Raw genomic sequence first — 20285 nt, forward strand, 5'->3', positions numbered from 1 at the left:
CTTCGGCCTAGAGCAGGCTCTTCGTGTGCCAGACCGTCTTCGTCTCGGTGAACGCCGAGATGCGGCCGAGCGCGGGCGCCGCCGCATCGGGGCCGTTCTCGGGGCGCAGCACGCGCTTCAGCGTGTCGGCCGCCGCGACCTCGAGCGAGATCCAGTCGAGACCCCCCGCACCCACGAGGTCGACCGCGTTGACGTCGGCGTGGCTCGCGAGCCACGGCGCGATCTCGGCGGGCGAACCCGTCAGCACGTTCACGACGCCGCCGGGCACGTCGCTCGTCGCGAGCACCTCGGCGAGGCTGATCGCCGACAGCGGGAACCGCTCGCTCGCCACGACGACGACCGAATTGCCCGCGACGAGCGCCGGCGCGACCGCCGAGACGATGCCGAGGAGCGAGGAGTCCTGCGGAGCGACGATCGCGACCACGCCGGTCGGCTCGGGCACCGAGAGGTTGAAGTACGGGCCCGCGACCGGGTTCGCGTTCCCCGCGACCTGGGCGAACTTGTCGGCCCACCCCGCGTACCAGACCCAGCGGTCGATCGCCTCGTCGACCTGCGCCTGTGCGACGGCCCGCGAGACGCCCTCGCCGTCTTCGATCTCGGCGACGAACTGCGCCCTGCGCCCCTCGAGGAGCTCGGCGATGCGGTACAGCACCTGGCCGCGGTTGTACGCGGTCGCGCCCGCCCAGCCCGAGACCGCGGCGCGCGCGGCGACGACCGCGTCGCGGGCATCCTTCCGGGAGGCCAGCGCGGCGTTCGCGAGGAACCGACCGTCGGAGGCCGCGACCTCGTAGGTGCGCCCCGACTCGCTGCGGGGGAACTTGCCGCCGATGTAGAGCTTGTACGTCTTCGGCACGGCGAGGCGGGTCATCGCTTCGATCCCTTCGTGGTGGCCTTCTGCGTTCGACGGGTGGGCTTCTTCGCTTCGGTCGGGGTCGACCCCGTGGCATCCGCCTCGATGGCCGCCTTCGATGCCCCCCGTGCAACCGCCGGGCGACCGGACTGCTGCCCGATGGGCGCCGGCGAGAGGTACGCGGCGAGCCCGTGGCGGCCGCCCTCGCGGCCGTAGCCCGACTCCTTGAAGCCGCCGAACGGCGACGCCGGGTCGAACCGGTTGAACGTGTTCGCCCAGATGACGCCGGCGCGCAGCTTGTCGGCGACCGCGAGGATGCGGCTGCCCTTGTCGCTCCAGATGCCGGCCGAGAGGCCGTACGGCGTGTTGTTCGCCTTCGCGATCGCCTCTTGCGGAGTGCGGAACGTCAGCACCGAGAGCACCGGGCCGAAGACCTCTTCGCGCGCGATGCGGTTCGAGGTCTGCACGCCCGTGAAGATCGTCGGTGCGAACCAGAACCCGTTCTCGGGGATCTCGCACGGCGCACTCCAGCGTTCGGCGCCCTCGGCCTCACCGGCGGCGGAGAGCTCGCGGATCCGGTCGAGCTGCTCGCGCGAGTTGATGGCGCCGATGTCGGTGTTCTTGTCGAGGGGGTCGCCGAGACGCAGCGTCGACAGCCGCGACTTCAGCCGGTCGACGACCTCGTCGTGGATGTTCTCCTGGACGAGGAGGCGCGAACCCGCGCAGCACACGTGACCCTGGTTGAAGAAGATGCCGTTGACGATGCCCTCGATCGCCTGGTCGATGGGCGCGTCGTCGAAGACGATGTTCGCGGCCTTGCCGCCGAGCTCGAGCGTCGCCTTCTTGTCGGTGCCGGCGATCTGCTTCGCGATCGCACGGCCGACGGCCGTCGATCCCGTGAAGGCGACCTTGTCGACCCCCGAGTGGCCGACGAGCGCCGCACCCGTGTCGCCTGCCCCCGTCACGATGTTCACGACACCGGCGGGAAGCTCGGCCTGCTGCAGGATCTCGGCGAAGATGAGCGCCGTGAGCGGCGTCGTCTCGGCGGGCTTCAGCACGACCGTGTTGCCCGCGGCGAGCGCCGGGGCGATCTTCCACGCGAGCATGAGCAGCGGGAAGTTCCACGGGATCACCTGGGCGGCGACGCCGAGCGAGCGCGGGTCGGCGCCGAGGCCTGCGTGGTCGAGCTTGTCGGCCCATCCGGCGTAGTAGAAGAACCAGGCCGCGACGAGCGGCACGTCGACGTCGCGCGACTCCTTGATGGGCTTGCCGTTGTCGAGCGACTCGGCGACGGCGAGCTCACGGGCGCGCTCCTGCACGAGACGGGCGATGCGGAAGAGGTACTTGCCGCGGTCGCGGCCGCTCATCTTCGACCAGACGCGGTCGTAGGCGCGACGTGCCGCCGCGACGGCGTCGTCGATGTCGGCCTCGTTCGCGTTCGCGATCATCGCGATGCGCTCTTCGGAGGCGGGCGAGATCGTCTGGAACGGGGTGCCGCGGCCGTCGACGAACTCGCCGTCGATGAAGAGGCCGTACTGGTCGCGGAGCGAGAGGATCGCCCGCGACTCGGGGGCGGGTGCGTAGTCGAGGAAGCTCATGATGTCTTTTCCGTTCCGGTCAGTCGATCGTCACGTAGTCGGCACCCGAGTAGTGCCCGCTGGTCAGTTTCTGCCGCTGGAGCAGCACGTCGTTGAGGAGGCTCGACGCGCCGAAGCGGAACAGGTGCGGCACGAGCCACTCCTCGCCGACGGTCTCGGCGACGGTCACGAGATACTTGATCGCGTCCTTCGAGGAGCGGATGCCGCCGGCCGGCTTCACGCCGACCTTGTGCCCGGTGAGGCGGTGCCAGTCGCGCACGACCTCGAGCATCAGGAGCGTCACGGGCAGGGTCGCCGCGGGCGACACCTTGCCGGTCGAGGTCTTGATGAAGTCGCCGCCGGCGAGGATCGAGAGCCACGAGGCGCGACGCACGTTGTCGTACGTCACGAGCTCGCCCGTCTCGAGGATCACCTTGAGGCTCGCGCTCGTGCCGTCGGGGCGGCGGCAGGCCTCTTTGACGGCGACGATCTGGTCGAAGACCTCGCCGTAGCGGCCCGCGAGGAACGCGCCGCGGTCGATCACCATGTCGATCTCGTCGGCACCCGCCGCGACCGCCTCTGCCGTGTCGGCGAGCTTGATGGCGAGCGAGGAGCGCCCGCTCGGGAACGCCGTCGCGACCGCGGCGACGGAGATGAGGCCGTCGTCGGGGTCGCCGTGCGCGGCGCCGAGCGCCTCGACCGCGAACGGCACCATGTCGCCGTAGACGCAGACGGCGGCGACGCGGGGCGTCGTCGGGTCGGCGGGGTCGGGGTTCATGGCCTTCGCGACGAGCGAGCGCACCTTGCCCGGCGTGTCGGCGCCCTCGAGGGTGGTCAGGTCGATGAGCTCGATGATGCGGTCGAGGGCCCATGCCTTCGAGCTCGTCTTGATCGAACGGGTGCCGAGGGCGGCGGCGCGCTGCTCGAGGCCGACGGCGTCGACCCCGGCGATGCCGTGGAGGTAGCGACCGAGGGTCTGGTCGTCGGGCTCGCCGCCGAGCACGGCGAGCGCGCGCTCGCGTGCCGTGGCGAGGGCGGTGCCGGCGTTGACCGGTGCTGACATGGGGTGGACCTGGCTTTCGTGTGTGGTCGAAGGAGGCTGCGTGTTCAGCCGTCGAGGAGGTGGAGGGCGGTCGACTCGTCGGTGACGAGCACCGTGCAGAGTCGGCTGCGCACGACCGCGTCGGCCACGGCGTGCTTGGCGGGGCCCGCGACGACGGCGATCGCGAGCGGTGCGCTGCGGATCTCGTCGAGGGTGAGCCCGACGGTGCGGGCGTCGAGGGCGGGGTCGACGATGTTGCCGTCGGAGTCGATGTAGCGGCCGACGACGTCGCCGACGGCGCCCTTCGCGACGAGGAGGTCGACGTCGCCGGGCGAGAGGTAGCCGCTCTCGACGTGCACCGAGTTGTGGTCGGCGGCGCCTGCGCTGAAGAGGTAGGCGTCGGCCGAGCGGGCGAGGTCGATGACGCCGGCGACGACGCGATCGGACTCGATGGCGTGCTTCGTCTCGAGACGTTCGAGGATGGCGGGGCTCGGCAGCAGCGTCGCCTGCCCGCCGCCCTTCTGGGAGATCGCGACGGCGGTGGCCGCGGCGGTGCCTGCGCGGCGGTTGAGGCTCACGCCGCCGTTGATCTGCACGACGTTGACGCCCGTGGCCCAGCCGTTGCGGAGGTGCTGTGAGATCTCGAAGAGGGTGCGGCCCCAGCTGACGCCGAGGGTGCGCGGCACGGGCCGCAGTGCGGTGAGGTAGTCGGCGGCGGCCTGCGCGGTGCGCTCCTGCAGCTCTTCGGGCGAGGCGACGCCCGCGGAGGAGACGACGATGGCGTCGGTGAGCCCGAACTCGTCGCGGAGGCGTCGCTCGATCGGCAGGCGACGAGCGCGCGGGTGCAGGATCTCGATGCGGATGAAGCCGCGGTTCTTCGCCTGGGCGAGGAGTCGCCCGACCTTCCACCGGGTGAGGTTCAGCGCCTGGCCGATCTCGTCCTGCGTCTTGTTCTCTTCGTAATAGAGCTCAGCCGCCCTGATCGAGAGCAGTTCGTCGATCTCGTCCATGTGCCTCCGTCCGCCTCGACTTCCAGCGTAGGCACGCTCATGCTCATCGGCAACACTCGCAGGCGATCCTGCTCATATGAGCAAAGCACGCGGGGATGCTGCGCGCCTATGCTGGGGCAATGCCCACCCCGCTCGCGCTCGCCGTCGACTTCGGCGGCACCAAGGTCGAAGCCGCCCTCGTCGACGTGGAGGGCCGTGTCGTGCCCGGCACGCGCCACCGCCGCCCGACCGGTCCGACCGCCACGACCGACGACCTCGACGCCGCCGTCGCCGAGGTGGTCGGCGCGACTCGCGCCTCCCTGCCCGACGACGCGGAGCTCGCAGGGCTCGGCGCCGGTGTCGCCGGCCCCATCGACGTTGCGACGGGTCGTGTGTCTCCGCTGAACGTGCCCGCATGGCGCGGCCATCCGCTCCGCGACCGACTCGTCGACCTCGTGCCCGGCGTGCCCGTGGTGCTCCGGATCGACGGCCTCTGCATCGCCCTCGCCGAGCACTGGGTCGGCGCCGCCGCGGGCACCCGCGGCGAGAACCTCATGGGCATGGTCGTCTCGACGGGCGTCGGCGGCGGCCTCGTCATCGGCGGCCGCGCCGTCGCGAGCCCCACGGGCAACGGCGGCCACATCGGCCACATCGAGGTCGGCGGCTTCGACGATCGCTGCAGCTGCGGCGGTCGCGGATGCCTCGAGGCGATCGCCTCCGGCCCCCGCACGGTCGCATGGGCCCGCACGCAGGGCTTCACCGGCACGACCGGTGAAGACCTCGCCCGCGCGCACGCCGCGGGCGACCCCGTCGCCCTCGCCGCCGTCGAACGTTCGGGCACCGCGATCGGGCAGGCGATCGCCTCGGCGACGAACCTCCTCGACCTCGACCTCGTCGCGATCGGCGGCGGGTTCTCGCGGGTCTCCCCCGCGCTCTTCGACCATGCGCGTGCGGCCGTCGCCGAGCGCACCGGCTTCGCCTTCGCCACCCGCGTCGAGATCGTGCCGTCGGGGCTCTCCGACGAGGGCCCGCTCATCGGCGCGGCCGCGCTCGTGCACCGCCCCGAACTCGTCGTCTGACCGGCGGAGCTCAGCGCCCGGTCGCGTCGTCCTCGACGTAGCGCGGCCGGGCCACGACGACGCCGGCGACCGCCGCGGGCACCACCGAGACGAGCAGCAGCACGAGCGGCGCCGTCCATGCGCCGGTCGCCTCGTGGAGACCTGCGACCGCGATCGGCCCGAGAGCGGCGAGCACGTAGCCGAACGACTGCACGAAACCCGAGAGCGACACCGCACCCGCGTGCGTCCGCGACCGCAGGTTGATGAGCACGAGGGCGAGCGGGAAGATGATCTGCCCGGTGCCGATGAGCACCATCCACAGCCAGACGGCGGCCGCGGGAGCGAGCAGCAGCCCGAGGTAGCCCGCGACGAACGACACCGTCGAGATGCCGATGAGCAGACGGATCCGCCCGTAGCGGGCCGCGACCATCGGCACGACGACGCCGATGGGCAACCCGACCGCGGCGAGCAGCGCGAGCATCGCCCCAGCTTCAGCGGCCGTCGTCCCGGCCGTGTCCTGCACGATCTGCGGCATCCACGCGAACGCCGCGTAGGCGTTGAAGCTGCCGACGCCGAACACCACGACGAGCGCCCACGCGAGCAGGGAGCGCAGCATCCGCCCGAAGCCGGCGGCGGCCGGCTCCTCGGGCGACGGCGCCGACGCCGACGCGCCCCGATCCCCTGCCGGGCGCACGAGCATCACGAGCCACGGCACGAGCGCCAGGCCCGCCACGATCGCCCACTCGCCGATCGAGACGCGCCACCCCGCGGCATCCGCCACCGGCACCGCGATGAGCGGGGGAATGAAGGTGCTCACCGACATGGCGGTGACGTACAGCGTCGTGACGAGCCCGATGCGGTCGGGGAAGTACCGCTTCACGAGCGGCGGCAGCAGGACGTTGCCGACGCCGATCGCCGCGAACGCCAGTGCGCTCGCCCCGACCAGCGCGAGCGCTGAACCCGCGAACCCGCGCCCCGCGAGGCCGAGCGCGAGTGCCGCGAGCGCGACGACGAGGGTGCGCTCGAGCCCGAACCGCTTCGCGAAGCGCGGCGTCGCGATGCCGAACACGGCGTAGCAGAGCGGCGGCAGCATGCCGAGGAACCCGACGACGACGGGCGCCAACTCGATCTCGGCCTCGATGCGGCCGAGCACCGGCGAGAGGGAGGCGACCGCCGTGCGCAGGTTGAACGCGACGAGCACGATGCCGACGAGCGCGAGGGCGCGCCCGGCCCACAGCGGTCGAACGGGAGTCGGCGTCATGCGCGGGGCGGGGTCGCGTCGGGCGGGTGCCCGATCAGACCCCGAGGATGCCGCGCGTGCGCTCGACGTCGTCGCGGATCGTGTCGATGAGGTCGGGGATCGAGGTGAACGCGACCATGCCGCGGATGCGCTCGACGAACTCGACGTCGACGACGTGGTCGTACAGGTCGAGCTCGCGGTCGAGCACGTACGCCTCGACCTGCTTCTTCGGCACGCCCTCGAAGGTCGGGTTGTCGCCGACCGAGATCGCCGCAGGGTACCGGGTGCCCGCATCGGTCAGCCAGCCCGCGTACACGCCGTCGGCGGGAATGAGCCCCTCGGACTCGGGCGTGAGGTTCGCCGTCGGGTACCCGAGCTCACGGCCGCGCGCCGCACCGTGCACGACGATGCCCGACACGGTCGGCGTGTGCCCGAGCAGTTCGGTCGCCCGGCGCACCTCGCCCTCGGCGAGGAGTTCGCGCACCCACGTCGACGACACCCGGCGTTCGCCGCCCTCGGCGACGTCGTCGACGACCTCGACGGTGAACCCGAAGTGTGCGCCGAGATCGATGAGCAGCGCCACATCGCCCGCACCGCGCGCCCCGTAGCGGAAGTCGCTGCCGACGAGCACGGCCTTCGCCTGCAGGGTGTCGACGAGCACCCGCTCGACGAACTCGGTGGCCGGCACCGAGGCGAGGGCGCGATCGAACGGCAGCAGCACCGTGGCGTCCACCCCCGTCGTCGCGAGCAGTTCGAGCTTCTGCCGAACGCTCACGAGCGACTCGGGGCACTTGTCGGGCGCGAGCAGCGCGAGCGGGTTGCGGTCGAAGGTCACGACCGTCGTCGCGAGCTTCTGCGCCTCGGCGATCTCACGGAGCCGCGCGATGACCTCGCGGTGCCCCCGATGCACGCCGTCGAACTTGCCGATCGTGACCGCGGCGGGGCCGAAGCCCCCGGGCACCGCGGCGAGACCCTTGAACGTCTTCACGCGTCACCCGCCTCGGGGCGGTGCGGCTCGGGCTTGTGCTTCGCGAGCCACCACATGCCGAGCACGGGCAGCACGAGCGGGATGAACAGATACCCGCGGCCGAACCACGACCACACCGTGTCGTGCGGGAACAGGGCCGGATCGACGATGCTCAGCGTGCCGATCACGAGGACCCCGGTGAACTCGAACACGATCGTCGCCCACGCGATGCGGTACCAGACGAGCCCCCGCTTCACGAGGGCGATCGTCGCGACGACGTAGACCGCCGCGGCGAGCGCCGACAGCGCGTACGCGAGCGGCGCCTCGTCGAACTTCGAGACGATCTGCACGAAGGAGCGCCCGAGCGCCGCGAGCGCAAGCACGCCGTAGACGGCGACGAGCACGCGCCCGATGCCGCTCATCTTCGTCGGCCCGCGAGTCTCGGCCGGGGCGCTCTGCAGTCGTTCCATGTCGTTCGATTCTCTCAGAAGTACGGTGCTCAGGCGGTACCGGCCTCAGGCCGACTGCACGGTCCAGATCTGGAGCATCCGGTACACCATGACGCCCACCGAGAGCGCGGCGACGCCGAGCACGACCGTCGACCAGCGGTTGCGTTCGAGCAGCGCCCAGAACGCGGCCGCCGGCGGCAGCAGCGCCGCCGAGACGAGGTAGACCCAGAACTCGAGCAGGCTGCCCGTCGGTTCGTTGCCGAAGGCGGGCGCGAGGAGCGCGACCACGACCTGCACGATGATGAGCAGCTCGACGACGGCGAGCGCCCCGAGCGTGAGATCGCTCGGCACGCGCCCGGCGAAGCCGAGCACGAGGCACAGGAGCCCGGCCGCGACGGCGACCGCCAACTGCACCCAGGCGAACCACTCGATCATGCGCTGCCCTCCTGCGGGAACCCGGTGACGACCTTCCAGTTGTCGGCGCGCCGTTCGACGATCGCGACGAGACGCTCGCCCGGTGCGACGGCCGCGAACGGTTCGCCGCGACGCTCTGCGGATGCCACGGCGCCGTCGCCGTTCACCGCCACGCGCTTGCCGTGGCCGAGGTCGACGGCCTCCTCCTCGGTGATCTCGACGACCGGCAGCGCACGACGTGCGGCGGCGGTCGCGCTCATGGCCTCTGCGGCCACGTCGTAGCCCTCGAGCTCGCCCGCCTCGTCGACGCCGAAGCGGCCGATGCGGCTGCGGCGGAGCGCGGTCAGGTGCCCGGCCGTGCCGAGCGCCGTGCCCAGGTCGCGCGCGAGCGCGCGGATGTACGTGCCGGAGGAGCATTCGACGCGCACGTCGAGCTCGAGGCATCCGTCGTGCTCGAGGCGACGCACCGCGAGCAGTTCGTACGCGGAGATCGTCACCCGACGCGGCGCGATCTCGACGGTCTCACCGTCGCGCACCCGCTGGTAGGCCCGCTTGCCGTCGATCTTCACCGCGCTCACCGCACTCGGCACCTGGTCGATCTCGCCCGTGAACGCGAGCATCGCCTCGCGGAGCGACGCCTCGGTCTGGGCGAGCGCCGCCGCGGTCGTCTCGGGGGTGTGCGGCAGGGGCTCGCCCTCGGCGTCGTCGCTCGTCGTGCCCCAGCCGAGCCGGATCGTCGCGAAGTACTCCTTGTCGAGGCCGACGAGATAGTGCAGGAGGCGCGTCGCGCTGCCGACGCCGAGCACGAGCAGGCCCGTCGCCATCGGGTCGAGCGTGCCGGCGTGGCCGATCTTGCGCGTGCCGGCGAGGCGCCGCATGCGGGCGACGACGTCATGGCTGGTGATGCCCTGCGGCTTGTCGACGAGGAGGATGCCGCTGTTCACGCCCATCAGGCTAACAGCCGGGCGGCGCCCCCGGCGGCGCCCGGCCCGCCCGCCCGGCCCTACGCTGGAGCGGTGAAGATCGGCATCATCGGCGCCGGAGCGCTGGGCGGGACGTTCGCTGCGCTGCTCGCGCGGGCAGGGCACGAGCTCGAGGTCACGGCGCGCGGCGCAGGGCTCGACGCGATCAGGGCAGAGGGCATCCGGCTGAGCGGCGGCTACGGCGACGCCCACGCGCACGTCGCCGCGGGCCCGCTGCTCGCCGAACGCCCCGAGCTCGTGCTCGTCGCCACCAAGGCGCAGGACGCCGAGGCGGCGATCGCGGCGCACGCCGCACTCCTCGACGGCGTGCCCGTCGTCGTCGTGCAGAACGGCCTCGACGGCGTCGCGACCGCCGAACGGCTGCTCCCCCGCTCGAGCGTCGTCGGGCTGCTCTCGATCATCGCCGCGAACTACACCGAACCCGGCGTCGTCCGCGTGACGACACCCGCGACGAGCTACCTCGGCCGCGGCGACGGCGAGCCCGACGCCGAGTCGAAGCGCCTCGCGGCGATCCTCTCCGACGCGGTGCCGGTCGTCGCGATCCCCGGTTTCCGCGGCGCGCAGTGGACGAAGCTCATCGTCAACATGCTGAACGCCGTGCCCGCGATCGTCGGTCGCAGCGTGCAGGAGGTGCTCGCCGACCGGCGACTGCGCCTCGTCGTCGCCGCCTCCATGCGCGAGGCGGTGCGCACGGGCATCGCCCGCGGCGTGCGCTTCGGGGCGCTGCAGGGCCTCGGCGACCGGCGGCTGCGGCTCTTCGCGCGGATGCCGCTCGGCGTCGGCCAGCTCCTGCCCTGGCTCATGGGGGTGCGCATGGGCACGGTCCCGAACCTCGGCTCGACGCAGCAGAGCCTTCGCCGCAGGCAGCCGACCGAGGTCGACTTCCTGAACGGCGCCGTCGTGCGCGAGGCCGAGGCGGCCGGGCTCGATGCCCCCGTCAGCCGGGCGCTCACGGCCCTCGTCCACGAGGTCGAGCGCACGGGCGCGTCGCTGCCCGCCGAGCGGGTGCTCGCGGCCGTTCCGGTCTGAGGTTCCTCAGCCGGATGCCACGGGGCTGAACGGCTCCTGACCGCCCGCACTCGCTGCCCGAGGCATCCGACCCGTGAGGTTCACGGGAACGACGAAGGGGGCCCGGCGAACCGGACCCCCTTCTGCTGTGTCAGGACCGTGAGGTCAGGACTGCTTGCGACGCAGGCGCGCGATCACGAGGAACGCGATGCCGGCGATCACGATGACGCCCGCGACGATCGCGATCGTCGTGCCGGCGAAGCCGGTCGAGGCGAGGCCGGTGCCGGCCGGCGTCGACGGCGTCGCACCGTCGCCGCCCGGGGTCACGGTCGGTGCCGCGATGCAGTCGGGCGTGGCGGGCGGATACGCGAGCACGACGTCGAACTCGGGGTTCACGATGAACCTCGCGCTCGTGAGGTCACGGGTCCATGCGAAGTTGTCGTCCGTCTGGACCCAGGTGCCGTTGTCGAGCTGCTTCCAGCCCGGCCACCCGGTCGCGTTGCCCTCGGCGTCGACCGACGCACCCGGCCAGAGCGTGCGCCCGTCGAGGACGCCCTCCTCGTTCAGCTTGCCGAGCTCGATCTTCTCGACGTGCTCGCCGTCGCTCAGCTCGAGCCAGACGGTGCGGTGGTCGGGCGCGACCTGGGCGTCGGGGTCGGTGAGCGTCACCTTGTACGAGATCCACGGAGCGTCGGCCTCGCAGATTCCCGTCGCGACCGAGCCGTCGAGCGTCGGGGCGACGCAGGGCTCGTCGTCGAGCGGGTACGACCAGATCGCGATCGGACCCTGCGGGAAGGTGTTGCCTTCGGCGGCCTTCGCCGTGACGACGAACTCGCCGTCGACCTCGGCGTGGCTCCAGGTGATGAGCGCGGTGTCCTCGGGGTACGAGAACTCCTCGTTGTCGGGGCCGCAGACGTCGCTGAACGTCGGCTCGCCATTCAGCTCGATGAGGCAGGGCTTGTCGTCGACGGTGAAGGTCCACTTCGCCTGAGCGCCCTCGGGGAACACGGAGCCGCCCTTGGCGGTCGCGGTGACCGTGATGAGGTCGCCTTCACGAACCGACTCCCAGTCGATCGCGTCGGTGTCTTCGGGAACGAAGAGGTCCTCGTTCTGGGGTCCGCAGGTGTCGTCGAACGTCGGGGCGCCGACGACCTCGATCACGCACGGCTTGTCGTCGATCTCGAACTTCCACACGGTCTGCGCATCGGCCGGGAACACGTTGTGACCCAGCGGCTTCGCCGTGACGGTGATGACCCCGTCGACCTCGACGTGCTCCCAGTCGATCGTGGCGCTGTCGGTGGGGACGGTGAGCTTCTCGTTGTCGGCGCCGCAGGTGTCCTGGAACGTCGGCGCACCGATCACGGGGATGACGCAGTCGCTGTCATCGATCGGGAAGACCCATTCGGTCTTCGCACCGACCGGGAAGGCATAGCCCTCTGCTGCGGTCGCGGTGACGACGTGCCTGCCGTCGACCTCGACGGACTTCCACGTGACGCGATCGGTGCTCTTCGGCACGACGAGCTTCTCGTTGTCAGGACCGCACGTGTCGGTGTACGACGGCTTGCCGCCGACCGGAATCTCCGTCGGCGGGCACGGCTTGTCGTCGATCGTGAACGTCCAGACCGTCTGCTGGCCGGGCTTGAAGACGTAGCCCTGCTTCGCGGTCGCGGTGACCGTGATGACGCCGCTCGACTCGCTCGAGTTCCAGTCGATCTTCTTCGTGTCCTTGGGGACGGTCAGCACCTCGTTGTCGGGGCCGCACCTGTCGTTGAACGCCGGTGCGCCCTCGACCGAGATCTGCTCGGGCTTCGAGCAGTCGCCCGTCAGCAGTCTGGACTGGTCGCCCTGCGCGGGCACCTCGATCAGCTCGCCGTGCTTCCAGAAGCTGAACGCGGGCCAGATGTCATCGTCGTGCTTGATGTGACCCGAAGTGTAGAACGCGTCGACAGCAGTCTCGATCAGCTCGTACTTCTTGCCGTTGCCCGAGTGGCAGAATTCGATCTTCTTCTGGCCGCTGTCGTCGTCGCAGACCGCCGAGCCGACGGTGAACTTGCCCTCGTTCGACGCCTTCTGGTTGTTCTCCCACTTGGCGTCGAGCTTCAGCGTCACCGTCGTGCCGAGCTTCACGCTCTTCTGCACGAAGGTCTTCGTCTCACGCGAGTCCAGCGTCGTGCCCTTCGGGACGACGGATTCGTCGGACGACCACGTGATCTTTTCGGTGATCTTCTCGGAGTTCTCCACCGACCACGTGACGTCGGCGGTCTTGCCGTCGGTCGAGCACACCGCGGTGGCCTTGATCGTGTTGTGGTGCGCCGAGGCGGGCGCGGCGACGCCGACGACGGCGAGGCCGGCGCCGAGCACGAGGGCCGTGACGGCCGCCGCGACCTTGCGGAGGGCGGGCATCGGGAATCGCTTGCGCTGACGGCTGTCACCGTCGGCAGCGTGCGCCTGGGCGGCGCGAGGCTTGCTCATTCGGGTTCTCCAGGATCGGCCCGGCGCGGCGGTGAAACCGGAGAATCCGAATGGCGGCGAGCAGCGCGGATCGGCATGCATCGCGGGGTGTGCTCGCCTCCGCCGCGCGCCTGCGCCGACGGGCGCACACGTGTGGAGGGGGCGAACCCACGGCGACGATCATCGCGGACTCGGGATCGCGACGATCGAAATCGGGTTCAGATGGTGCGGGTGGAGCTTCGGGTTTCACGACTGCCGGGGGCTTGGCAATGTCCCCCATTATGTCGTCCGTTTGGGGGACGCGCCACCCCTTTCTGCACCAGGTACCAGATGTCCCCTGAATTGGGGACGTGAAACGTGGCATCCTCGCCCGAAAACGACGAAGGGGACCCGGCGAACCGGGCCCCCTTCACCTGCTGCGGCGGATCAGGCCTGCTTGCGGCGGAGGCGCGCGATCACGAGGAACCCGACACCCGCGACGACCACCGCACCCGCGACGATCGCCGGCGGGGCGCCCGCGAAACCGGTGTCGGCGAGGCCGTCTCCGGTGCCGCCGGCCGGAGTCGACGGGGTCTCACCACCGGGGGGCGCGGGCGGTGCGGCGATGCAGTCGGGCGTGGCCGGCGGGTACGCGAGCTCGACCTCGACCTCGGGGTTCACCACGAACTTCGCACTCGTCAGCGCGCGGGTCCAGGCGAAGTTGCCGTCGGTCTCGACCCAGGTGCCGTCGGCCTCCTGCTTCCAGCCGGGCCACGCGGTCGCGTTGCCCTCGTCGTCGATGTCGGCACCCGGCCAGAGGACCTGGTCCTCGAGCACGCCGTCCTCGTCGAGTTCGCCGAGTTCGATCGTCTCGGTGTGCTCGCCGTCGCTCAGCACGAGCGAGACCGTGCGGCTCTCGACGATTCCCTCGGGGTCGTCGAGCACGACGTGGAAGAAGATCCACGGAGCGTCGGCGATGCAGATGCCCGCCGCGATCGTGCCGTCGAGGCTCGGATCGACCGATTCGCGAGGCTTCAGCCCGAAGGTGTACTCGACGCAGCCGAGGCTGATCTTCGTGATGACGCCGTCGCCGTGCACGCCCGAACCGAGCGAGTAGCCGATCGACTCGACGATCGCGTCGGGGAACGCCTCGACCCACTCGGCGGCGGTGCCGAACCACTCGGAGCCGTAGCCGCCGCCGGTGTTCGGGGCGCCGGCCTTCACGACGTCCGCGGCACTGTTCGAGAGCCACCAGTTCTCGCCGTAGACGGCCTCGCCCACGAGGATGCCGTCGTTCGTGCCGTCGCCGTCGGCGTCGATCACGAGCTGCAGTCCCGGTTCGATGCCGACCGTCGCGGTGTAGTCGAGCGCGTCGGCGATCGAGGTGGCGCCGACGCCGCTCAGCGGGAACTTCGTGTCGAAGTAGCCCGCGGCCTTGTCGGTCGAGGTCGCGCCCTCGGTCCAGATGCGGAGGCCGTTCGCGACGATCTCGTTGTGCCCCGTGGCACGCGTCTGCGAGAGGTCCCACTTCGTGAGGTCGGTCGAGTGCTGCTTCGAGAAGGCCGCGCACTGCGGCAGCGGCGGGGTCTCGCACTCCTCGTCGGTGAACACGTGCGAGAACTCGACCTTCGTCCGGCCGTCGGTGAACACCTTGCCGCCCTGCGCGGTCGCGGTGACGGTCTGCTCGCCGTCCTCACCGATCTCCGACGTCGTCCACACGACCTCGGCGGAGTCGGTGAGCTTCGCGTAGCCGTCGCTCTCGGTACCGCATTCGTCGACCCAGGCGGGTTCGGCCGGGATCGGCAGCTTGCCGGGCTCGGGCTCGCCGGGCAGGTCGGTGTAGCTCACCGAGTAGTGGCTGACCGAGTCCTTGTCGGGGTGGTCGATCTCGACGGTCTTCTGCGGCGGCTCGACGGGCACGAAGTACTTGGTCGTGCCGGCCTTGACGCAGTAGCCGTCGATCAGCTTTCCGTCGGGCGCCGTCGCCGTGACGGTGGCCGGGCTGCCGACCGTGTCGATCTTTCCGGAGTCGAGCGGTTCGCAGATGAACGACGGCTGCGCCGCCTGCGCGGGCATCGCGGCGGCGCCGAGCGTCAGCGCGAGCGCGCCCACGACGGTCGCCGCGACACGGAGTGCACGGGTGTTCCTCATCGGGTTGGTATCTCCTGGGCTGGGTCGGCGCACAGTCGATTCCGGCTCCGGATGCTCCGGACGGCTGTGTCGGGTTCTGCGCTGCCGGGGGCTGGCAATCCGCCCAGTATGTCCGCGCGCGCCGACGTCGTTCGATCGATTCCGCTGATCGGGGTACAAAAAGACCCCCGGAATGGGGCGACGAACCGGGGTACAAATCCTCAGATGAGGCGAGGCTCCGAGGGATCCTCGAGATCGACGACCACGTCGGCGACGAGCCGCGGATCCCGTTCGGCGTACACGAGACGGTCGGCGGGGTCGACGGGATCGCCGCCGATCGCGATGCGGAAGTCCCACAGCTCGTCGAGCCGCTCGCGCAGCACGAACCGCCCGTCGAGCAGGAGGATCGCGTCGGCCGGCCCGGTGATCCACTTCGGCTCGACCCACGCGTCGCGCGCGGGGTCGAGCACGCGCGTCACGAACGCCGTCGACCCACCCAGCCGGAAGGGCTCGACGAGCACCCGCCGCAGCGCCGACTCGTCGAAGCCGTAGCGGGAGTAGCGCTCGGCGGTGTCGTCACCGAAGTCGGCCTGCGCGGCACGCGAACGGTGGAACCCCTCCATGCTCGCGCGGAACACCGAGTGGCCCTGCTCGCGGAGCACCGACCCGAGGTCGTCGGCGAACGCCGTCTTGCCGCTCTGCACGGGGCCGTCGACTGCGACGATCATGCGCCCACGCCCGAAGTGCGCGGCGATCTCGCGCGCGAGATCGCGCAGGAACGTGACCCGGGGCGTCGTGACGAGGCGCATGCTGCGAGCATAACCCCGGGCCAACCGGCCCGGCATAGGCTGGTCGGATGCCCCGCCCGGCCGCCGCCCCCATCGCCGCCCTCGTCAACGAGTGGTTCGAGGGCGCCGCGCGCCCGCTCCCCTGGCGCGCCGCCGAGGTGTCGCCGTGGGCGGTCCTCGTGAGCGAGTTCATGCTGCAGCAGACGCAGGTCGACCGCGTGATCCCCCGGTGGGAGGCGTGGATCGCCCGGTGGCCCACCCCCGCGAGCCTCGCCGCCGAACCCGCCGCCGAGGCGGTGCGCGCCTGGGACCGCCTTGGCTACCCCCGTCGGGCGCTCTGGCTGCACCGGGCCGCGGTCGAGATCGTCGAGCGCCACGGCGGCGAGGTTCCGAACTCCGTCGACGAGCTGCTCGCACTCCAGGGCGTCGGCCCCTACACGGCACGAGCCGTCGCCGCCTTCGCGTTCGGCGTCCGCGTGCCGGTCGTCGACACGAACACGCGTCGCGTGATCGCGCGCGCCGTCGACGGTCAGGCGGAGCCCGCTCCCCCGTCGACCACCCGCGACCTCGCGGCGATGTCGGCGCTGCTGCCCGACGCGCCCGTCGCGGCGCGCACCTTCAACGCCGCAGCGATGGAGCTCGGCGCGATCGTCTGCACCGCCCGCGCGCCGCGCTGCGACGAGTGCCCGATCCGGGAGCGCTGCGCCTGGCTCGCCGCGGGGTCACCCGCCTACGACGGCCCGCGCAAGGCGAAGCAGGCGCGGTTCGAGGGTTCGGACCGACAGGTGCGGGGGCTCGTGATGCGCGAACTCCGTGCCGCGCATCGACCCGTGGGGCGGCAGGAGCTCGACCCGGTCTGGGCCGACGCCGCGCAGCTCGACCGTGCGATCGCCGGGCTCATCGCCGACGGGCTGGCCGCCGTGACCCCCGAGGGAATGACACTGCCCGAGGCCTGAAGCCTCGGGCAGTGCGCAGTCGATCTCGAAGAACCGTCCGCGAGTTCAGCGGTCGAGCCTCAGCGGGCGTCGGCCTCGTCGTCGTCGAACTCGTCGTCGTCCTCGATCTCACGGGGCTTCACATACGGGTCGGGGTCGCCCGCGTACTGCGCGTTCGCCGCAGCCGCCACCGTCTCGGCGTCGCGGGTGCGAGCCTCGTTGAGCAGTTCGGCGATGTGCTGCGCGTTCTCGGGCACCGCGTCCGCGATGAACTCGAGGGTGGGCGTGAGTCGGGCCGTGATGTTGCGTCCCACCTCGCTGCGAAGCATCCCGGTGGCGGCCTTCAGCGCGAGCGCCGAGTCGCGGCGCTCCTCGTCGGTGCCGTACACCGTGTAGAAGATGCTCGCGTGCTGCAGGTCGCCCGTGACGCGCACGTCGGTGATCGTCACGAAGCCGAGACGCGGGTCGCGCAGACCCTTGTCGAGGCGGCGGGCGACGATCTCCTTGATGCGGTCGGCCATCTTCCTGGCGCGTGCCGGATCAGCCATGGGTATTCCCTTCCGTACGGACGGAGAAGGGGGCGACGGCCGTGCCGCCGCCCCCGATTCCGGCTACGCGCGAGGCTTCTCGCGCATCTCGATGGTCTCGATCTCGTCGCCGACCTGGATGTCGTTGAACTTGCCGAGGCCGATGCCCGCCTCGAAGTCCGTGCGGACCTCGGTGACATCGTCCTTGAAGCGACGCAGCGACTCGATCGCCAGGTTGTCGCCCACGACGACGCCCTCGCGGATGACACGAGCCTTGGCGTTGCGCGTGATCGTGCCCGAACGCACGATGACACCGGCGATGTTGCCGAACTTCGAGGAGCGGAACACCTCGCGGATCTCGGCGACACCCGACTGGACCTCTTCGTACTCGGGCTTGAGCATGCCCTTGAGGGAGTCCTCGATCTCGTCGATCGCGTTGTAGATGACCGAGTAGAAGCGGATGTCGACGCCCTCGCGAGCGGCGCGCTCGCGCGCCTTCGTGTCGGGACGCACGTTGAAGCCCACGATGATCGCGTTGTCGATCGTCGCCAGGTTGACGTCGCTCTCGGTGATGGCACCCACACCGCGGTGGAGGATGCGCAGCTGCACCGAGTCGTCGACCTCGATCTTCATGAGCGACTCTTCGAGCGCCTCGACGGCACCCGACACGTCACCCTTGATGATGAGGTTGAGCGACTCGACCTTGCCCTCTTCGAGCGCACGCGTGAAGTCTTCCAGCGAGATGCGCTTGCGGGCCTTCGCCAGCTGCGCGTTGCGCTCGGCGGCCTCGCGCTTCTCGGCGATCTGACGGGCGGTGCGGTCTTCGTCGGTGACGAGGAACGTGTCGCCGGCGCGCGGGACGCTCGAGAGGCCCTGCACCTGCACCGGACGCGACGGAGTCGCGGCGGTCACGGGGTCGCCGTTCTCGTCGGCCATCGCACGGACGCGGCCGTAGGCGGTGCCCGCGACGATCGCGTCGCCGACCTTCAGCGTGCCCGACTGGATGAGCACGGTCGCCACGGCGCCACGGCCCTTGTCGAGCTTCGCTTCGATCGCGACACCGCGAGCGGCCTTGTTCGGGTTCGCACGCAGGTCGAGACCGGCGTCGGCGGTGAGGAGGACCGCGTCGAGCAGCTCCTGGATGCCGATGCCCTGACGGGCCGAGACGTCGACGAACATGACGTCGCCGCCGTACTCCTCGGCGACGAGGCCGAACTCGGTGAGCTGCTGGCGCACCTTGGCCGGGTTCGCGTCTTCCTTGTCGATCTTGTTGACCGCGACCACGATCGGCACGTTCGCCGACTGGGCGTGGTTCAGCGCCTCGATCGTCTGGGGCATGATGCCGTCGTCGGCCGCGACCACGAGGATCGCGATGTCGGTCACCTGCGCACCACGGGCACGCATGGCGGTGAACGCCTCGTGACCCGGGGTGTCGATGAAGGTGATCGCACGGTCGATGCCCTCGTGCTCGGTGTGCACCTGGTACGCACCGATGTGCTGCGTGATGCCGCCGGCCTCGCCTGCGACGACGTTCGCATTGCGGATCGCGTCGAGGAGTCGGGTCTTACCGTGGTCGACGTGGCCCATGACGGTGACGACCGGGGGCCGCTGCGCGAGATCTTCGTCGGTCTCGTCCTCGAGCTCCTGCTCGAGGTCGATGTCGAAGCCCTCGAGGAGCTCGCGGTCTTCGTCTTCAGGGGAGACGACCTGGATCTTGTAGCCGAGCTCTGCGCCGAGCACCTCGAAGGTGGCCTCGTCGAGCGACTCGGTCGCGGTCGCCATCTCACCGAGGTGGAACAGCACCGTGACGAGCGAACCGGGGTTCGCGTCGATCTTGTCGGCGAAGTCGGAGATCGACGAACCGCGACGCAGTCGGATGACGGTGTTGCCGTCGCCGCGGGGAACGCTCACGCCGCCGAGCGACGGGGCCTCCCGCATCTCGAATTCGGCGCGCTTCGTCCGCTTCGACTTGCGGGCCTTCGACTTGCCGCCACCGCGACCAAAGGCACCGGCCGTGCCGCCGCCGGGGCCGCGACCACGGCCGCCGCCGCCCGCGGGACGCGGGCCGCCGAAGCCGCCGCCGGGGGCACCGCCACCGGGACGCTGGAAGCCGCCGCCTGCGCCGCCGGGACGTGCGCCGGGGGCGCCGCCGGGACGCTGGAAGCCGCCGCCGGGACGACCGCCTGCACCCGCCGGACGCGGAGCGCCGGGACGGGGCGAACCCGGGCGCGGAGCCTGGGGACGCGGGATGTTGCCGGGGCTCGGGCGCTGGCCCATGCCCTGCGAGCTCGAGAACGGGTTGTTGCCCGGGCGCGGCTGGGCGGGGCGCGAGCCCATGCCCTGCGAGCTCGAGAACGGGTTGTTGCCGGGGCGCGGGGCGCCGGGCTTCGGGGCGCCGGGGCGCGGGGCCGCGCCGCCGGGCTTCGGGGCGGAGGCACCGGGCTTGACGGCGTCGCCTGCGGCGGGCGCCTCGGCCGGAGCCTCGGCGGCCTTCGCGGCAGCGGCCTGCGCCGCCTTCTCCTCTGCCTGGGCCTGGCGCTCGGCGACCGTCAGCGGTGCGTCGGCCTGCGGGGCGGCCGGGGCTGCGGGCGCAGCCGGGGCGGGCGCAGCCGGAGCCGGCGCGGCGGCCGGCTTCGGAGCCGGCTTGGGGCCGGGCTTCGCACCGGGCTTGGCCGCGGTCGGCTTGGCCGGCGCGGCGGGCGTCGCCGCAGCGGGCGCGGCCTGCGCGGAGGCCTCGAGCGCCGCCTTCAGGCGACGTGCGACGGGGGGTTCGATGGACGACGAGGGTCCCTTGACGTACTCGCCCATCTCCTTGAGCTTCTCAAGGGCGATCTTGCTGTCGACACCGAGTTCGGATGCGATCTCGTGTACGCGTGGTTTGGCAGCCACTTCTCTCCT

17 protein-coding genes are annotated in these 20285 nt (G+C 71.3%); 3 read left to right on the forward strand and 14 right to left on the reverse strand.

The annotated features are described in order from the left end of the window. Positions 1-7 precede the first annotated feature (7 nt). From ACFVTX_RS12915 to ACFVTX_RS12930, 4 genes are read right to left on the reverse strand one after another with little or no spacing between them, the layout of a single operon-like run. On the reverse strand, positions 8-868 hold the full coding sequence (locus ACFVTX_RS12915) for an aldehyde dehydrogenase family protein (RefSeq protein ID WP_386900690.1): 861 nt from the start codon (positions 866-868) through the stop codon (positions 8-10). Further along, a complete protein-coding gene (locus ACFVTX_RS12920; protein ID WP_386900692.1) occupies positions 865-2448 on the reverse strand; it encodes an aldehyde dehydrogenase family protein in 1584 nt (527 codons plus the stop codon). Before ACFVTX_RS12920 ends, ACFVTX_RS12915 begins: the two co-directional genes overlap by 4 nt. Positions 2449-2467: 19 nt before the next feature. Further along, a complete protein-coding gene (gene deoC / locus ACFVTX_RS12925; protein ID WP_386900694.1) occupies positions 2468-3490 on the reverse strand; it encodes a deoxyribose-phosphate aldolase in 1023 nt (340 codons plus the stop codon). Between the two features lie 44 nt (positions 3491-3534). Beyond that, positions 3535-4479 carry a sugar-binding transcriptional regulator gene (locus ACFVTX_RS12930; RefSeq protein ID WP_386900696.1) on the reverse strand — a complete coding sequence of 315 codons (945 nt, stop codon included), beginning with the start codon at positions 4477-4479 and terminating at the stop codon, positions 3535-3537. A gap of 119 nt (positions 4480-4598) precedes the next feature. Between ACFVTX_RS12930 and ACFVTX_RS12935 the strand changes: the two genes are divergently transcribed. Beyond that, positions 4599-5537, forward strand: a complete 939-nt coding sequence (locus tag ACFVTX_RS12935) for an ROK family protein (protein ID WP_386900698.1) — start codon at positions 4599-4601, stop codon at positions 5535-5537. A 10-nt stretch (positions 5538-5547) separates the two neighbouring features. On the opposite strand, the gene ACFVTX_RS12940 is transcribed toward ACFVTX_RS12935, so the two are convergent. The 5 genes from ACFVTX_RS12940 to truB are packed head-to-tail and all read right to left on the reverse strand — an operon-like array spanning position 5548 to position 9536. Beyond that, positions 5548-6777, reverse strand: coding sequence for an MFS transporter (locus tag ACFVTX_RS12940; protein WP_386900700.1), 1230 nt, complete (start codon positions 6775-6777; stop codon positions 5548-5550). 34 nt (positions 6778-6811) lie between these two features. Then, positions 6812-7744, reverse strand: coding sequence for a bifunctional riboflavin kinase/FAD synthetase (locus tag ACFVTX_RS12945; protein WP_386900702.1), 933 nt, complete (start codon positions 7742-7744; stop codon positions 6812-6814). Further along, positions 7741-8193: a hypothetical protein gene (locus ACFVTX_RS12950; protein WP_386900704.1), complete on the reverse strand. Its 453-nt coding sequence runs from the start codon at positions 8191-8193 to the stop codon at positions 7741-7743. Before ACFVTX_RS12950 ends, ACFVTX_RS12945 begins: the two co-directional genes overlap by 4 nt. Positions 8194-8238: 45 nt before the next feature. Next, positions 8239-8607 carry a hypothetical protein gene (locus ACFVTX_RS12955; protein ID WP_386900706.1) on the reverse strand — a complete coding sequence of 123 codons (369 nt, stop codon included), beginning with the start codon at positions 8605-8607 and terminating at the stop codon, positions 8239-8241. Next, positions 8604-9536, reverse strand: coding sequence for a tRNA pseudouridine(55) synthase TruB (gene truB, locus ACFVTX_RS12960; RefSeq protein ID WP_386900708.1), 933 nt, complete (start codon positions 9534-9536; stop codon positions 8604-8606). The genes ACFVTX_RS12955 and truB overlap by 4 nt, the downstream gene beginning before the upstream one ends. A gap of 66 nt (positions 9537-9602) precedes the next feature. On the opposite strand from truB, the gene ACFVTX_RS12965 reads away from it, so the two are divergent. Further along, positions 9603-10598 carry a ketopantoate reductase family protein gene (locus ACFVTX_RS12965; protein ID WP_386900710.1) on the forward strand — a complete coding sequence of 332 codons (996 nt, stop codon included), beginning with the start codon at positions 9603-9605 and terminating at the stop codon, positions 10596-10598. A gap of 144 nt (positions 10599-10742) precedes the next feature. Here ACFVTX_RS12965 and ACFVTX_RS12970 read toward each other — a convergent pair whose 3' ends face one another. The 3 genes from ACFVTX_RS12970 to ACFVTX_RS12980 form a co-directional block, all read right to left on the reverse strand. Continuing rightward, the gene (locus ACFVTX_RS12970; protein ID WP_386900712.1) at positions 10743-13049 is read right to left on the reverse strand and encodes a hypothetical protein; all 2307 of its coding nucleotides are present in this window, start codon (positions 13047-13049) and stop codon (positions 10743-10745) included. A 405-nt stretch (positions 13050-13454) separates the two neighbouring features. Further along, the gene (locus tag ACFVTX_RS12975; protein ID WP_386900714.1) at positions 13455-15158 is read right to left on the reverse strand and encodes a hypothetical protein; all 1704 of its coding nucleotides are present in this window, start codon (positions 15156-15158) and stop codon (positions 13455-13457) included. Positions 15159-15358: 200 nt separating this feature from the next. After that, a complete protein-coding gene (locus ACFVTX_RS12980; protein ID WP_386900716.1) occupies positions 15359-15946 on the reverse strand; it encodes a hypothetical protein in 588 nt (195 codons plus the stop codon). A gap of 47 nt (positions 15947-15993) precedes the next feature. Here ACFVTX_RS12980 and ACFVTX_RS12985 point away from each other — a divergent pair, with 47 nt between their 5' ends. Next, complete coding sequence (locus ACFVTX_RS12985; protein WP_386900718.1) at positions 15994-16881, forward strand: A/G-specific adenine glycosylase; 888 nt, start codon at positions 15994-15996, stop codon at positions 16879-16881. A gap of 59 nt (positions 16882-16940) precedes the next feature. Here ACFVTX_RS12985 and rbfA read toward each other — a convergent pair whose 3' ends face one another. Together rbfA and infB are read right to left on the reverse strand one after the other, a co-directional pair. Beyond that, entirely contained in the window at positions 16941-17408 is a 468-nt protein-coding gene (rbfA, locus tag ACFVTX_RS12990) for a 30S ribosome-binding factor RbfA (RefSeq protein ID WP_386900720.1), read from the reverse strand. Positions 17409-17471: 63 nt separating this feature from the next. Next, the gene (infB, locus tag ACFVTX_RS12995) at positions 17472-20276 is read right to left on the reverse strand and encodes a translation initiation factor IF-2 (RefSeq protein WP_386900722.1); all 2805 of its coding nucleotides are present in this window, start codon (positions 20274-20276) and stop codon (positions 17472-17474) included. Between the last annotated feature and the right edge of the window lie 9 nt (positions 20277-20285).

Source organism: Agromyces sp. NPDC058136 (assembly GCF_042884375.1).
GTDB lineage: Bacteria > Actinomycetota > Actinomycetes > Actinomycetales > Microbacteriaceae > Agromyces.

What these genes read in the sequence shown, in the direction of transcription:
- ACFVTX_RS12915 (WP_386900690.1), bottom strand. Translation starts at nt 868, where the DNA reads ATGACCCGCCTCGCCGTGCCGAAGACGTACAAGCTCTACATCGGCGGC.
- ACFVTX_RS12920 (WP_386900692.1), bottom strand. Translation starts at nt 2,448, where the DNA reads ATGAGCTTCCTCGACTACGCACCCGCCCCCGAGTCGCGGGCGATCCTC.
- deoC (WP_386900694.1), bottom strand. Translation starts at nt 3,490, where the DNA reads ATGTCAGCACCGGTCAACGCCGGCACCGCCCTCGCCACGGCACGCGAG.
- ACFVTX_RS12930 (WP_386900696.1), bottom strand. Translation starts at nt 4,479, where the DNA reads ATGGACGAGATCGACGAACTGCTCTCGATCAGGGCGGCTGAGCTCTAT.
- ACFVTX_RS12935 (WP_386900698.1), top strand. Translation starts at nt 4,599, where the DNA reads ATGCCCACCCCGCTCGCGCTCGCCGTCGACTTCGGCGGCACCAAGGTC.
- ACFVTX_RS12940 (WP_386900700.1), bottom strand. Translation starts at nt 6,777, where the DNA reads ATGACGCCGACTCCCGTTCGACCGCTGTGGGCCGGGCGCGCCCTCGCG.
- ACFVTX_RS12950 (WP_386900704.1), bottom strand. Translation starts at nt 8,193, where the DNA reads ATGGAACGACTGCAGAGCGCCCCGGCCGAGACTCGCGGGCCGACGAAG.
- ACFVTX_RS12955 (WP_386900706.1), bottom strand. Translation starts at nt 8,607, where the DNA reads ATGATCGAGTGGTTCGCCTGGGTGCAGTTGGCGGTCGCCGTCGCGGCC.
- truB (WP_386900708.1), bottom strand. Translation starts at nt 9,536, where the DNA reads ATGGGCGTGAACAGCGGCATCCTCCTCGTCGACAAGCCGCAGGGCATC.
- ACFVTX_RS12970 (WP_386900712.1), bottom strand. Translation starts at nt 13,049, where the DNA reads ATGAGCAAGCCTCGCGCCGCCCAGGCGCACGCTGCCGACGGTGACAGC.
- ACFVTX_RS12975 (WP_386900714.1), bottom strand. Translation starts at nt 15,158, where the DNA reads ATGAGGAACACCCGTGCACTCCGTGTCGCGGCGACCGTCGTGGGCGCG.
- ACFVTX_RS12980 (WP_386900716.1), bottom strand. Translation starts at nt 15,946, where the DNA reads ATGCGCCTCGTCACGACGCCCCGGGTCACGTTCCTGCGCGATCTCGCG.
- ACFVTX_RS12985 (WP_386900718.1), top strand. Translation starts at nt 15,994, where the DNA reads ATGCCCCGCCCGGCCGCCGCCCCCATCGCCGCCCTCGTCAACGAGTGG.
- rbfA (WP_386900720.1), bottom strand. Translation starts at nt 17,408, where the DNA reads ATGGCTGATCCGGCACGCGCCAGGAAGATGGCCGACCGCATCAAGGAG.